Here is a 15,319-nt window from a genome sequence, read left to right as displayed (position 1 = left end):
TTCAATTTTTATATTTTGTTAAGCAGCCGTTAATCTACTTATTTTAAACAAGCTTACAAAATTTATTCAATAAAAAAAGTCTTTCTATTGTAGAAAGACTTTTAGCAATATAAAAAACAATAAAATACTATAATTCCAATGCTTTTTTAGGATCGTTGTTCATTAACAATTCCATTGGGTTTTCTAAAGCTTCTTTAACAGCAACTAAGAAACCAACAGACTCACGTCCGTCAATAATTCTATGATCATAAGACAATGCTATGTACATCATTGGCGCAATTACAACTTGACCGTTAACTGCTACAGGACGCTCTATAATATTGTGCATACCTAAGATACCCGATTGTGGAGGGTTTATAATTGGTGTAGATAACATAGAACCAAACACACCACCATTCGTAATAGTAAAGGTACCACCTGTCATTTCATCAACAGTAATTTGTCCGTCGCGTGCTCTAGTAGCCAAACGTTTAATTTCAGCTTCAACCCCACGGAAAGATAACAATTCAGCATTGCGAACAACCGGAACCATTAATCCTTTAGGTCCAGAAACAGCGATAGAAATATCAGCAAAATCAAATTTAATTTGATCTTGACCGTCGATCATTGAATTTACGTCTGGGAACAATTCTAAAGCACGTGTTACAGCTTTAGTAAAGAACGACATAAAACCTAGCGAAACGTTATGTTTGGCCTTAAAAGCGTCTTTAAATTCAGAACGCAATTTATTTACTTCGGTTAAGTTAACTTCGTTAAAAGTAGTTAACATAGCCGTAGTATTTTTAGCTTCTACCAAACGTTCTGCAACCTTTCTGCGTAACATAGACATTTTTTTACGCTCCATTCCACGAGGTCCACCTGTTGGTGTACCCATTGATGGCACTGCGTTTAAAGCATCTTCTTTAGTTACACGCCCATCTTTACCAGTACCTTGAATAGTACTAGCACTGATGTTTTTTTCATCTAATATTTTTTTAGCAGCAGGCGACGCCGAACCTGATGCGTATGTTGTTGCAGTTGCAACTGGTTCTGCTTTAACTTCTACTTTTTTCTCTTCTACTTTAGGTGCTTCTGCAGCAGGTGCACTACCCGATGGTTTTGCAGCACTTGTATCGATTAAACAAACAACCTGACCAACTGCTACTGCATCACCTTCTTCAGCTTTTAAAGTAATGATACCGCTTGCTTCTGCAGGTAATTCTAAAGTTGCTTTGTCTGAATCAACCTCAGCAATTGCTTGGTCTTTCTCTACATAGTCTCCATCTTTTACTAACCAAGTAGCAATTTCCACTTCTGTGATCGACTCTCCTGGCGAAGGAACTTTCATTTCTAAGATACTCATGAGTATATTAATTTAATATTGTTGTTATTAATACGTTTAAAATTATAAATTTTTATTGAAAACTTTAGCTATTGCTTTTGCATATCGCGCTTTAGAACGAACCGATGAACCTGCAGCTGGTGCTGCAGCTGGTGCTGGTGATGCTACACGGAAACGAACTAAATTAAAGTTCATTAACATATAACCATATGCTCCCATATTTTGCGGTTCTTCTTGTGCCCAAACATAGTCATCTACATTAGGATACGTGCTTATTATTTCTTGTAATTTGTTAGTATCTAACGGGAATAATTGTTCTAAACGAACAAAAGCGATATCGTTTCTACCTAAATTTTCCTTTTCGACTTGTAAATCGTAATAAAATTTACCCGAAACAAAAACTAAGGTTTTAACAGCGTTTTTGTCTTGAACTTTAGGATCATCAATAACTGCTTGGAACGCTCCTGATGTTAATTCTTCAATTGTAGAAGTAGCTTCAGGATGGCGCAATAAAGATTTAGGCGACATTACAACCAATGGCTTTCTAAAATTAGTTACCATTTGTCTGCGCAACATATGAAAATGGTTTGCAGGTGTTGTACAATTTGCTACGTAAATATTGTGATTTGCACAAAGTTGTAAATAACGCTCTAAACGTGCAGATGAGTGTTCTGCACCTTGGTGTTCATAACCATGTGGCAACAACATTACAATACCGTTTTGGTTGCCCCATTTATCTTCACCAGCCGATATGTATTGATCAATCATGATTTGTGCACCGTTTGAAAAATCTCCAAATTGTGCTTCCCAAATTGTTAATGCTTTTGGATTTGCCATTGCATATCCGTATTCATATCCTAAAACAGCGTATTCAGATAAATGTGAATTGTAAATACGCATTTGTCCGTTTTGTTCTTTTAAATTGTTTAACGGCACATATTCATATTCGGTATCTTCTGTTTTAACAACTGCATGGCGGTGCGAAAAGGTACCACGTTGTACATCTTGTCCGGTAAAACGCACATCAAATCCTTCAGTTAACAATGTACCGTAAGCTAATAATTCGCCCATTGCCCAATCTAATCGATTGGTTTCGTAGTACATATTATAACGATCTTTGATTAGTTTAGATACTTTGCTGATAAATTTTTTATCGCTAGGTAAAGCAGTTAAACTAGGAGCAATTTCATCTAACAATTCACGTGAAACTTTTGTTTCGTACGTTTGTAGCATTTGTTGCACATTTGCAATTTTATACTCTTTCCATTCATTTTGCATAAATGGAATTACAATTGCCTTTTCAGTATCTTTAGCTTGCGCTAAGTTTTCTTCTAAAAGTGCTTTATATTTATCTTCTAATACACCAACATACGCATCATTAATTACGTTATTTTCAATTAAACGTGCGTTGTAAATGGTACGTGCGTTTTGGTGTTTTGAAATTAATTTATATAAAATAGGTTGAGTAAAACGCGGTTCATCACCTTCGTTATGTCCGTATTTACGGTAACCTATTAAATCGACAAAAACATCTTCGTTAAACTGCATTCTATAAGCTAAGGCAAATAACATTGCTTTAACTGCAGCTTCGGCATCATCAGCATTTACATGAACAACTGGTGCTGCTACAACTTTAGCAATATCGGTAGAATAAACACCAGAACGAGCGTCTTTATAGTTAGTTGTAAAACCTACTTGGTTGTTTAATACCATATGTATCGTACCTGCCGTTTGGTAAGCACGTAACTTGCTCATTTGAACAATTTCGTAAACAATCCCTTGTCCTGCTACAGCTGCATCGCCATGCAAAGCAATAGGCAATACTTTAGAAAAATTATTAGGGTATAATTTATCTTGTTTTGCACGCACAACACCTTCAATAACAGCACCTACAGTTTCTAAATGCGAAGGGTTTGGAGCTAAATTTAAAGTTATATTTTTTCCTGATGGTGTTTGGCGTTCTGATGTATAACCTAAATGGTATTTTACATCGCCATCAAAAGTTTCGTCAACATCTGCGTAATCCTTCCCGTCAAATTCAGTGAAAATTTTACTTGCTGGCTTTTGCATAATGTTAGCCAAAATATTCAAACGTCCGCGGTGAGCCATTCCAATAACCACATCTTCAACACCTGAGTTAGCAGCAGCTTCAATTAACATGTCTAACGCTGGTATCGTAGCTTCTAATCCTTCTAATGAAAAACGTTTTTGACCTACGTATTTAGTATGAAAAAAGTTTTCAAAAGCAGCAGCTTGTACTAATTTTTCTAAAATTTGCTTTTGTTGATCGTTGTTTAAATTTGATACCGTTGATTCAACATATTTTGCAATCCATTGTACTTTTTCTTCGTTTGGAATATACATATATTCTATTCCAATAGTTGTACAATAGGTGTTTTGTAAATGAGTAATAATTTGTTGTAACGTACTTTTAGGAAGTTGAATGCTTTGTGCAGCGTCAAAAGTAGTATTTAAATCGGCTTGTGAAAGACCAAATTTTTCAATTGATAAATCAGGTGTTTCGGTAATATTATTTAAAAAAGGATTTGTTTTGGTAGTTAAATGACCGTGAGTGCGGTATGCATCGATTAATTTTAATACGGCAAATTCTTTTTTAACCGTTTCAGCAATTGCTACAGATTCGCCAGAACCTTGGTATGCATTTGATAATTGTTCAACAGGGCTGCCATTGTATTCATTTGCAAAATCGAACCCCTGAAAAAAACTTCTCCAACTTGGTTCTACACTATCAGGACTTGTAAGGTACTGTTCGTATAAATCAGCAAAAAATGTAGTATGTGCAGCATTTAAAAAGGAAAACCTATCCATAATATTTGTCTAATGACTCTTTTTTTGTTAAAAAATTTTCACAAAAATACAATAGTTTCAATTAATAATATAATATTTTGTTCAGTTTTATGATATAATTTTTTACGGTTATTAGCTTATATTGTATGTAGCAAACAAACTGGATAATTATTTTTAAATTATTTGCTTTTTTCAAGTTCATTTTTAATAAATTAATAATAAAACAACGCATAAATTAATTTTATTTAAAATTAATCTTCACTTAATGTTATTGTATATTTTTTTAGGTTACATGGTACTAAACAATATTTTAATATCTTAGCACAAATACTTTGAAACATGAAAAAAATAACTTTTAGTTTAGCTTGTTTGTTGATTGCAACAATTGGTTCGGCGCAACAAGATACTTATGTACCTAAAAAAACAAATTTTTTTAGCGATGTAATGTTTGGTGGTGGTTTAGGCCTAAATTTTGGTAACGAATTTACAAATATATCGGTTTCGCCTACCGCATTAAAACCAATTACCGAAAACTTTGCAGTTGGTTTGGGCGCGCAATTTAATTATTTAAAATCGAAAGGGTATTATGAAAGCACTTCTTATGGTGTTAATATACTTACAACCTTTAATCCCATTGAAATGGTTCAATTATCGGCAGAATTGGAACAACTTCGTGTAAACAATAAAATATATTACCCTGCAACTTATGTAAGTAACGATTTTTGGAACACAGCTTTATTTTTAGGCGCTGGTTATACCAACCAAAATGTTACTGTTGGTGTGCGTTACAATGTTTTGTATAAGGATAGTAATTTAGTTTACAACCAAGCTTGGATGCCTTTTATACGAGTGTTTTTTTAAAAAAAAATCTGAAACTTAAGTTTCAGATTTTTTTTTAAACATTTCTATTCATTAATGCTAATGCAAAATCTTTTAAATCTGTTTTATAATTTAAAGGAATATCTAACGATTCAAGCTCTATTAACGCTTGATTTGTATAGGTTTCAATTAAATTTTGCGTTGCGATGTTTGCTTCTGTTTGTGTAAATAATAATTTAACAGCAGCAACTTTTTCTGCACTATTTTCTTTTGATGCAAACCAATTTAACAATTGTTCTTTTTGGTTTAAATCACTATTTTCTAAAGCTTTTAAGTATAAATACGTTTTTTTATTTTCTAAAATATCGCCACCTATTTGTTTACCAAATGTAGCTGTATCGCCAAAAGCATCTAAATAATCGTCTTGTAATTGAAAAGCAATTCCTAAATACTTTCCAAAATTATAAATAGCCCTTTTATTACTTTCTGACGAATTTGCTACAATTGCACCCATTTCTAAAGCAGCACCAACTAAAACAGCCGTTTTGTATTCAATCATTTTTAAATACTCATTAATACTTACGTTAGTTCTGGTTTCAAAATTGATATCTAACTGTTGACCTTCACAAACTTCTAAAGCTGTTTTGCTGAACAATTTAGCTAATTCTTTAAAAATTAAAGGAGGATAATTCTCAAAATACTGATATGCTAAAATCAACATCGCATCGCCAGATAATATCCCTGTATTTAAATTCCATTTTTCGTGCACCGTTTTTTTACCTCTACGTAAAGGTGCATCGTCCATAATATCATCATGTATCAATGAAAAATTATGAAAAAGCTCAATAGCTACTGCTGCATGTATGGCATCATTTGGTGTAGCACCAAAGATTTCGGCCGAAAAAAGAGTTAATATTGGTCGTAACCGTTTACCACCTAAATTAGCTATATAAGCTATGGGCTCATAAAGTTCTTTTGGTTCTTTACTAAAATTTATTTGGTTAATATAGGTTGCAACAGTGTTTTTATATTCGATGAAATTATTCATATATAGAGATCAACTTCGTTTCACGCTTACAAATGTAAACTAATTAATCTTTTTATGTAAAATTTTTTAAAAAACTTTGGAAACTATTTTTATATTTAAAGTTTCCGTTATATATTTGCCGAAATTTTTTTTACCAATGAAAGAGACCATTTTAAAAAAATCTTTAGAATTATTTACCCAAAACGGCTTTAAAGCTGTAACAATGGATGATATCGCTAAAGAACTAGGAATATCAAAAAAAACCATTTATCAACATTTCCCATCAAAAAACTATTTAGTTAAAGCAACCGTTGATTTTGTTTTTGAAACAGCTACATCTAAAATGCATACAATTGCTGGAAATTGTGAAACACCCATTCACGAACATTTTGCCATGAAAAATTGTTTAGCAGATTTGTTTGGTGGAAATATTCAAGCTAAAACAATTTATCAGTTTAATAAATATTATCCCGAATTAGCAGATCGCATTCAAAAAAAGAAACGTGAAAACTACGATTTTACCATTTTGCGAAACTTACGAGATGGCGTTGAAAAAGGTTTTTATAGAAATGATATTGATATTGATTTTGTAGGAAAACTGTTTTTTGCTAGCTCAACCGCTTTTTTTAACGATGAAATGTTTATTAACCTACAAAGTACACAATCTATAGACGAGTTGAATTTTAAATTTTTAGAATACCATATAAGGGGAATTGCAACCCCAAAAGGATTAGAAACATTAGAACAATTATTACTAAAATCATAAATACCAATGAAATATAAAGTTTCAATTTTATTAGCGTTTTTGGGGTTCTTTGCACAAGCACAAGAACAATTAACGCTTCAGCAAGCTGTTAATTATGCTTTGCAAAATAAGGCCGAAGCAGTAAACGCGCGTTTAGACGTTCAAAACAGTGAATACATGATTGATGAAGTGCGTGCTAGTGCATTGCCACAAATTAATGCTAATGGTGGCTTAACGTACAATGCTATTTTGCAAAAAAGTGCACTACCTGGTGATATGTTAGGCAGACCTGGTGAAATTATTATGATTCCTTTTGGGCAGCCATGGCAATCAACTGCAACCGTATCTTTAAACCAACAACTTTTTAATCAGGCTGTTTTCACAGGTTTAAAAGCTGCTAAAAATACGCGCGAATTTTATAAAATTAACGCACAACTTACAGAAGAACAAGTAATTGAAAAAGTTGCAAACAGTTATTACGAAGTATATAAAACAAAATCGCAATTAGTAACTATAGACAAAACTATTGAAAACACTACTCGTGTACACAAAGTTATTAAAAGCTTATATGACAATGGTTTAGCAAAAAAAATTGATTTAGACCGCACCGAAGTTGCTTTAAACAACTTAAAAAGCAATCGCCAACAATTAATAAACGGTTTACAGTTACAAGAAAACGCCTTAAAATATTTAATTGGTATGGATATTAATCAGGCTATTGAGTTACCAAGTAATACATTTGAAATTACACAACACGCATTGGTTGATGAATCAACAAGTATTGAAAATCGTACTGAAATTCTTTTGTTAGAAAAACAAACAGAGTTATTACAATTAAACAAAAAAGCAACCGAAGCACAAGGGTATCCTAGTTTAAGCTTAAATGGTAATTTTGGTTATTTAGGTCTTGGCGAAAATTTCCCTTGGTTCGCAAAACCTTCAAACGGTGTGTATTGGTCAAGTTTTTCTTCAATTGGTTTAAGCTTAAACATCCCTATTTTTAACGGTGGTGTTATTAAATCTAAAGTAAAACAAGCGCAAATCGAGTTAGATAAGTTAGAGGCTAATAAACGCGATGTACGTTTAGGTTTAGATTTACAACTTAAAAACGCAATTACACAAATTAACAACTCGTTAATTACATTAAATACTCAAAAAGAAAATGTAAACTTGGCTAAAGACGTTCAAAAAAACATTGAAAACAACTACAAATTTGGTTTAGCAACCTTAACCGATTTGTTAGATGCTGAAACACAATTTGCAAACGCACAGAACAACTACACAAACGCTTTATTAGATTATAAAGTAGCAGAAATACAGCTTATTAAAGCAAAAGGAGCATTAAAAACATTAACACAAGAACAAAATTAATTGCATTTAAAGATGAAAAAAGTCATTATAACAGGAATCGTAATAATTGCTGCATTAGCTGGAATTATGTATGTTTTAGATAAAAACAAATCAAATAACGAAGCACAAACTGCTGTTGTTGCCGAAAAAAACAAAGCGGTAACCGTACGTGTAGAAACTGCCGATTTTAAAGAAGTAAACGGTGAATACATTGCAAACGGAACTTTTATCCCTAAACAAGAAGTTAAGATATCTGCGGAAACCCCTGGATTAGTTGCGCGTGTTTTAGTTAAAGAAGGTTCGTATGTTGGCGCTGGGCAAACGTTGGCTGTAATTAAAGCAGATAAACAAAACGTAAATGTGAATAACGCACAAGCTGTTTATAACAATGCAAAAGCCGAAGTTGCACGTTTTGAAAGTGCTTATGCAACGGGTGGTGTTACCAAACAACAGTTAGATCAAATAAAACTACAATTGGTAAATGCTAAAAACAATTTACAAAATGCACAAATTATGGCAGGCGATGTAAACATTAAAGCATCGTTTTCTGGTATTGTGAACAAAAAAAATATCGAAGCTGGTTCATACGTAAACCCTGGTATGGAATTGTTTGAAATTGTTAATGTATCTACTCTAAAATTAAAGGTTAATGTTGATGAAAAAAACATTGGGGCTTTAAAATTAGGTCAATCATATAAAGTGGTTTCACCAGTAATTGCAGACAAAGAATTTACAGGTAAAATATCATTTATTGCGCCAAAAGCTGATGCTAGCTTAAACTTTCCAGTTGAATTAGAAATTCAAAACAATGCTTCAAACGATATTAAAGCAGGTATGTATGGTAACGCATATTTTGGCAACAGCCAAATGGTTAACACCTTAATTGTACCTAGAAATGCGTTTGTAGGATCGGTAAGTTCAAACAAAGTTTTTGTTTACAAAAACGGAAAAGCTGTGTTAACAACAGTAGTTTCGGGTAGAACTTTTGGCGAATATGTAGAAGTGGTATCGGGTATTGAAAAAGGTACACAAGTTATCATTTCAGGTCAAATTAACTTGGCAGATGGTACTGCAGTTGAAATTATTAAATAATTAAGGATTTTTATAAATGAAAATATCTGAAATATCAATAAAAAGACCCAGTGTAATAATCGTGATGTTCATGTTATTACTTTTGGGTGGTATCGGTTCGTATTTAAGTTTGGGGTATGAATTAATCCCTAAGTTCGATGTAAACGTAATAACCGTACAAACCGTTTATCCAGGTGCAGCACCTTCAGAGGTTGAAACATCGGTTACAAAAGTGATTGAAGATGCGGTTTCATCTTTAGAAAACGTAAAAAAAATCGAATCAAAATCAATGGAAAGTGTTTCAGTGGTAATGATTACCCTAAACACTGGTGCCGATGTAAACTTTTTGCTTACCGATGCACAACGTAAAATTAATGCCGTTGTGAACGATTTACCTGATGATGCACAAACACCTGCATTAAGTAAATTTTCGTTAGATGATGTGCCTATCATGAACCTTTCGGTAACATCAAACCTTACCGAAAAAGAATTGTATGATTTATTAGATCAAAAAATTCAACCTGTTTTTGCGCGTACAACGGGTGTTGCAAAAGTTGATCTTGTAGGTGGTGAACAACGTGAAATTCAAGTAAGCATTAACCCCGAAAAATTAGCAGGTTACGGCTTAACCATTAGTCAGGTTCAGCAAATTTTAGCTGCTTCAAATATGGATTTCCCAACAGGAAATATAAAAACACGTAACAACCAAACTACCATTAGGTTATCGGGTAAGTTTACTTCGTTAGAACAAATGCGTAATTTACCTTTAACTACTCCTAGCGGTACAATGATTCGTTTGGCCGATATTGCCGATGTACAAGATGGTATTAAAGATGTTGATAAAATTGCACGTATCAACCAAACAAACACCGTTTTAATGCAGGTGTACAAACAATCTGATGCAAATGCAGTGGAAGTTTCTGATTTGGTTAAAAAAACAATTAATACTGTACAAAACGATTACAAACAACAAAAAGTAGAAATTGCAATTGCTTCCGATTCTACCGATTATACAATTAGTGCTGCCGATCACGTAATGCTTGATTTAGGTATTGCTGTTGCATTAGTTGCATTTATCATGTTGTTTTTCTTACACAGTTTGCGCGATGCTGCTATTGCAACGTTTGCCATTCCGCTGTCGTTAATTGCTACGTTCATAGGATTAAAATTATTTGGTTATACTTTAAACTTAATGTCGCTATTAGGTTTATCGTTAGTGGTTGGTATTTTGGTTGATGATGCCATTGTGGTAATTGAAAACATTCACCGACATATGGAAATGGGTAAAAACAAAGTACGTGCTGCGTTTGATGGTACCAAAGAAATTGGATTTACCGTTACGGCTATTACCTTAGTAATTGTGGTAGTTTTCTTACCTATTGCTATGAGTAGCGGATTAGTGTCTGATATTTTACGTCAGTTCTGTGTTACAGTAGTAATTGCAACTTTATTATCGTTATTGGTTTCATTCACAGTGGTACCTTGGTTGTATTCACGTTTTGGAAAATTATCGCACATAAGTCAACATTCGTTTTTTGGAAAAATACTACATGGTTTTGAAGCTGGTTTAACCAAATTAACCAACGGTATTTCGGGCATATTAGAATGGTCGTTAAAAAATCGTAAAAACAAAATTGTAACATTATTACTTACTTTGGTTTTATTTATAGGTTCGTTATCATTAGTTGGTGGTGGATTTATTGGTGGAAGTTTCTTCCCAGGAAACGATAAAGAAGAACTATTCTTACAGTTTGAATTACCTAAAGATGCATCTATAGAACAAACCAATTTACTTACACAAAAAGCAGAAGCGTACCTTTCTAAAAAACCTGAAATAGAAAAAATGATTACTACCGTAGGACAAGCATCAGACGGTATGATGACTACTTCGGGAACAAAGTATAAATCGGAAATTCAGATTTATTTAAAAGACGGACACAAAAAAGAAGAGCCTACAAAAGTGTATGCAGCCAAATTAAAACGCGAAATGGAAAACGTATTGGTTGGCGCAAAAGTAAAAACAGTTGAAGTTGGTATTATGGGTGCAGAACAAGCACCGCTTATGTTAACTGTTATTGCCTCAAACCAAAAAGATGCCTTAGAATATGCACAAAAAGCTGCCGATTTACTACGTAAAATTCCAGGTTCAAACGAAGTTCGATTAACATCCGAAGACGGTAACCCCGAAGTTGTGGTGAAATTAGATCGCGATAAAATGAACGCTTTAGGCTTAAACGTAGCAACAGTGGGTATGACTATGCAAACTGCTTTTGCTGGAAATACAGATACAAAATACCGTGCAGGCGATACTGAATACGACATTAATATCCGTTACGACGAAATAGGCCGCGGTACTATGGAAGATGTTAAAAGTTTAAAATTCATCAATCAACAAGGTCAAACCATTCAATTAGAACAATTTGCAGATATTACTTACGGCTCTGGCCCTACTTTGTTAGAACGTCGCGATAAATCACCTGCCGTTTCGGTACAAGCGCAAGTAGTTGGTAAATCTGAAGGAGATATTGCAACCGAATGGGAAGCTGAATTTTCTAAACTAAAATTAAAACCTGGTGTAGCATTTAAATGGGGTGGTAATAAAGAAAACCAAGACGAAGGTTTTGGTACGTTAGGTATTGCACTTTTAGCATCTATTTTATTAGTATATGCTGTAATGGTTATTTTATATGATAGTTTTTCTAAACCTTTTATCATCTTATTCTCTATCCCGCTTTCGTTTATTGGTGCTTTATTATTCCTAGCATTAACAAATGAAACCTTAAACATTTTTACAATTTTAGGTATTATTATGTTAATTGGTTTGGTAGCCAAAAACGCCATTATGTTGGTTGATTTTGCTAATCATAAAAAAGAACTTGGTTACAGTACTTACGATGCGTTAGTTGCAGCAAACCATGCCCGCTTCCGCCCTATTTTAATGACAACAATTGCCATGGTTATTGGTATGCTACCTATTGCGTTGGCACAAGGCGATGGTTCTGATTTTAACCGCGGTTTAGCAATTGTAATTATTGGTGGTTTAATTTCTTCATTGTTCCTAACCTTAATTATTGTACCTGTTGTGTATGCCATTTTCGATGGTTTAGGTAGAAGATTTAGAAAAGGTCCTAAAACAAATTATGCAGAAATGATTGAGGCCGATTACGAAGCAAATGAAAATTTTGTTGATGAATTTGGCGAAAAACAAAACAATTAATTTTTACTTATAAAATGAAAAATGCCCTTTAAAGTTATACTCTTTTTAGGGCTTTTTTATGTTTAAAAAATACAAAAAAGTAAAGTTGTAAAACTTTGTAATACCTTTGTATCTATTTAAAAAGCATCATTTAAAAAAATAAATGTTTGCATATCATTGTATAAAACAACAAATGACAACAATTCCAAAACTACGCACGGTTACTGTAACGCGCTACATTACCCCTTTACGCGAAGGCGGATCGCTACCAGCACTGGCCGAGGCTTGTGACGATTTTAAATACGTAATAAAATTTCGCGGCGCAGGCCATGGTGTAAAAGCTTTAATTTCTGAACTTTTAGGTGGCATTATAGCTCAATTTTTGGGTTTACCCGTACCCGAATTGGTTTTTATTGAATTACACGAAGCTTTTGGACAAACAGAAGGCGATGAAGAAATTCAAGATTTATTAAAATTTAGTAAAGGGTTAAATCTAGGCTTGCATTACCTTTCGGGTGCTGTAACGTACGATGTTGCAACGAATGATTGCGACGAACTTTTGGCTTCTAAAATTGTTTGGTTAGATAGTTTTATTACCAATGTTGATCGTACTTTTCGCAACACCAATTTACTTATTTGGCATAAAGAATTGTGGTTAATAGATCACGGTGCATCGTTTTACTTTCAACATTCTTGGAATAATTGGGAAAAAACATCGGTTACACCTTTTCCTTTAATTAAAGATCATGCGCTTATTCAAAAAGCTACAAAATTGCAAGAAGTTCACATCGAATTTACCTCAAAATTAAACAGTGAGGTATTGCGTAAAATTGTAGATACCATACCCGATGATTTTTTAAATTGGGAAGAAGGCCCATCCAACCAAGAAATTCGTGATGTGTATTACCAATTTTTGTTAAACCGATTGGCTCATGCCGATATCTTTTTAAAAGCAGCCCAAGATGCAAGATAAAGTTGTTTATGAATACGCAGTTATTCGAGTAGTTCCCAAGGTTGAACGAGAAGAATTTATAAATATTGGTTTGATTTTATTCAGCAAAAGAAAACGATACATTCGGTTTGCTTACCAAATACCCGAAGAAAAAATACGTTTTTTTTGTAAAGATTTCGATTTAATTCAGTTAAAAGAAAATTTAGAATCGTTTGCTAAAATTTGTACAGGTGCAAAAAACGGTGGTCCAATAGCTGCTTTAGAACCCGATGAAAAATTTAGATGGATTACTGCTGTAAAAAGTTCAAGTATACAATCGTCGCGTCCTCATCCTGGGTTATCGGCTAATTTAGACGATACTTTTAATAAACTTTATCACGAATTGATTTTATAAAAAAGCATTATTACAAAAATGCCCCAAAAAGTTAAAACTATTTTGGGGCATTTTGTTTTCTAATGAATTTTTACAATTCTTCAACAATTTCTGCTTCAGGAGCATTGTTCATAACCGATTTTACGCCGTTTTGGCAACTTGCTAAGGTTTCATACATTTGGCTTGAACCAATTATTTGTCCATTAGTAGCTTTTAAGTTAAAATAATGCTTTCCGTTTTTTGATTCAGATACTTCAAATCTTGCTTCTGTTTGGCTGTTTTTCTTAACCGATTCAACTCCATTCATACAAGCAGCTTTGGTAGTATACCCTTCACTTGATAAAATAATTTGACCGTTAGTAGCTTTTAAGCTAAACTGAAATTCATCGTTTTTACGTTTACTTACAACAAATTTGCCCATAATTTTGTTTTTTTAAATTAATATTTCAGTCCTATTTATTTTAAGAAATTTAAGACTGTTGAAGTTATAAAATCTATTTGATCTTTTTCTAATTCTGTATGCATTGGCAATGCTATTACTTGCTCTGCAAACTTATTTGTAACAGCAAAATCGCTGTCGTTGTAACGACCATCGGTATATGCTTTTTGTTTGTGTAATGGTATAGGGTAATAAATAGCACAAGGTATTGCGTTTTGTTGCAAATGCTCTAAAAGTGCATCTCGTTTTCCATTAGTAATACGCATTACATATTGGTGAAAAACATGATCATCGCCATTTATATCAAAAGCAGGTGTTATAATGTGTTCACAAGCAGCAAAGGCGTCGTTATAAGCTTTAGCGGCATTTCGGCGAGCTGTATTGTAACTATCTAACAACGGCAATTTAGCATTTAAAACTACAGCCTGAATACTATCTAAACGTGAATTTACCCCAACAACATCGTGGTGGTAACGTTCGTACATACCGTGGTTAACAATTCCGCGTAATGTATGTGCCAAAGCATCATCGTTTGTAAAAATAGCACCACCATCGCCATAACAACCTAAATTTTTAGATGGAAAAAATGAGGTTGCAGCCACATGACCAATTGCACCTACTTTTACTTTTTTATTGTTTGAAAACGTATAATTAGCACCAATTGCTTGTGCGTTATCTTCAATTACAAACAAATTATGTTTAGCCGCTACATTCATAATTGCTTCCATATTTGCAGCACGACCAAACAAATGCACGGGTACAATTGCTTTAGTTTTAGGTGTAATTGCTTTTTCAATAGCTTCAACCGAAATATTCATGGTATCTTCCTCAACATCAACCAAAACTGGAGTTAATTGTAACAAAGCAATCACTTCTACAGTAGCAGCAAAAGTAAAATCGGCAGTAATTACCTCATCGCCAGGTTTTAAACCTAAGCCCATCATGGCAATTTGTAATGCATCGGTACCATTCGCGCAAGGAATTACGTGTTTAACGCCTAAATAGTGCTCTAAATTTTTTTGAAACTCATGAACCTTAGGTCCGTTTATGTAGGTTGTAGTATTTAAAACTTCTTGAATGCCCTCATTTACAGCATTTTTTATATGTTCGTATTGACTTTTCAAGTCAACCATTTGTAATTGTTTCATTATTGAATATTTGATAAGCAAAAATACTAAAATTGATTTATAAATTGTTAACTATATATAGTGACTAAAA

12 protein-coding genes are annotated in these 15,319 nt (G+C 33.3%); 7 read left to right on the top strand and 5 right to left on the bottom strand.

All coding sequences use genetic code 11. From position 1 onward, the window contains the following. Nucleotides 1–127: 127 nt before the first annotated feature. Nucleotides 128–1,342, bottom strand: coding sequence for a 2-oxoglutarate dehydrogenase complex dihydrolipoyllysine-residue succinyltransferase (gene odhB / locus P3875_RS01075; protein ID WP_303444413.1), 1,215 nt, complete (start codon nt 1,340–1,342; stop codon nt 128–130). A 42-nt stretch (nt 1,343–1,384) separates the two neighbouring features. Beyond that, nucleotides 1,385–4,150 (bottom strand): 2-oxoglutarate dehydrogenase E1 component, encoded by a 2,766-nt coding sequence (locus P3875_RS01070; RefSeq protein WP_303444411.1) that lies wholly within the window; start codon nt 4,148–4,150, stop codon nt 1,385–1,387. Between the two features lie 318 nt (nt 4,151–4,468). Here P3875_RS01070 and P3875_RS01065 point away from each other — a divergent pair, with 318 nt between their 5' ends. Continuing rightward, nucleotides 4,469–4,990, top strand: coding sequence for a hypothetical protein (locus tag P3875_RS01065; protein WP_303444410.1), 522 nt, complete (start codon nt 4,469–4,471; stop codon nt 4,988–4,990). A 34-nt stretch (nt 4,991–5,024) separates the two neighbouring features. On the opposite strand, the gene P3875_RS01060 is transcribed toward P3875_RS01065, so the two are convergent. After that, entirely contained in the window at nt 5,025–5,996 is a 972-nt protein-coding gene (locus P3875_RS01060) for a polyprenyl synthetase family protein (RefSeq protein ID WP_303444409.1), read from the bottom strand. Nucleotides 5,997–6,132: 136 nt separating this feature from the next. On the opposite strand from P3875_RS01060, the gene P3875_RS01055 reads away from it, so the two are divergent. The 6 genes from P3875_RS01055 to P3875_RS01030 all read left to right on the top strand — a co-directional run bounded on the left by P3875_RS01055 (nt 6,133) and on the right by P3875_RS01030 (nt 13,683). After that, a complete protein-coding gene (locus P3875_RS01055) occupies nt 6,133–6,741 on the top strand; it encodes a TetR/AcrR family transcriptional regulator (protein WP_303444408.1) in 609 nt (202 codons plus the stop codon). A 6-nt stretch (nt 6,742–6,747) separates the two neighbouring features. Next, entirely contained in the window at nt 6,748–8,091 is a 1,344-nt protein-coding gene (locus P3875_RS01050; protein WP_303444407.1) for a TolC family protein, read from the top strand. 12 nt (nt 8,092–8,103) lie between these two features. Next, nucleotides 8,104–9,162 carry an efflux RND transporter periplasmic adaptor subunit gene (locus tag P3875_RS01045; protein ID WP_303444406.1) on the top strand — a complete coding sequence of 353 codons (1,059 nt, stop codon included), beginning with the start codon at nt 8,104–8,106 and terminating at the stop codon, nt 9,160–9,162. Nucleotides 9,163–9,178: 16 nt separating this feature from the next. Continuing rightward, nucleotides 9,179–12,358 carry an efflux RND transporter permease subunit gene (locus P3875_RS01040; protein ID WP_303444405.1) on the top strand — a complete coding sequence of 1,060 codons (3,180 nt, stop codon included), beginning with the start codon at nt 9,179–9,181 and terminating at the stop codon, nt 12,356–12,358. Nucleotides 12,359–12,530: 172 nt separating this feature from the next. Beyond that, nucleotides 12,531–13,310, top strand: coding sequence for a HipA family kinase (locus tag P3875_RS01035; RefSeq protein WP_303444404.1), 780 nt, complete (start codon nt 12,531–12,533; stop codon nt 13,308–13,310). Further along, complete coding sequence (locus P3875_RS01030) at nt 13,300–13,683, top strand: DUF3037 domain-containing protein (protein WP_303444403.1); 384 nt, start codon at nt 13,300–13,302, stop codon at nt 13,681–13,683. Before P3875_RS01035 ends, P3875_RS01030 begins: the two co-directional genes overlap by 11 nt. 70 nt (nt 13,684–13,753) lie before the next feature. Here P3875_RS01030 and P3875_RS01025 read toward each other — a convergent pair whose 3' ends face one another. Both P3875_RS01025 and P3875_RS01020 read right to left on the bottom strand, forming a co-directional pair. Then, nucleotides 13,754–14,083: a YegP family protein gene (locus P3875_RS01025; protein ID WP_303444402.1), complete on the bottom strand. Its 330-nt coding sequence runs from the start codon at nt 14,081–14,083 to the stop codon at nt 13,754–13,756. 35 nt (nt 14,084–14,118) lie between these two features. Continuing rightward, complete coding sequence (locus P3875_RS01020; RefSeq protein WP_303444401.1) at nt 14,119–15,249, bottom strand: DegT/DnrJ/EryC1/StrS family aminotransferase; 1,131 nt, start codon at nt 15,247–15,249, stop codon at nt 14,119–14,121. Nucleotides 15,250–15,319: the final 70 nt, after the last annotated feature.

Source organism: Myroides sp. JBRI-B21084 (assembly GCF_030545015.1).
In the GTDB taxonomy this organism is placed as follows: domain Bacteria; phylum Bacteroidota; class Bacteroidia; order Flavobacteriales; family Flavobacteriaceae; genus Flavobacterium.
This window is presented reverse-complemented; position numbering and strand designations above follow the sequence as displayed.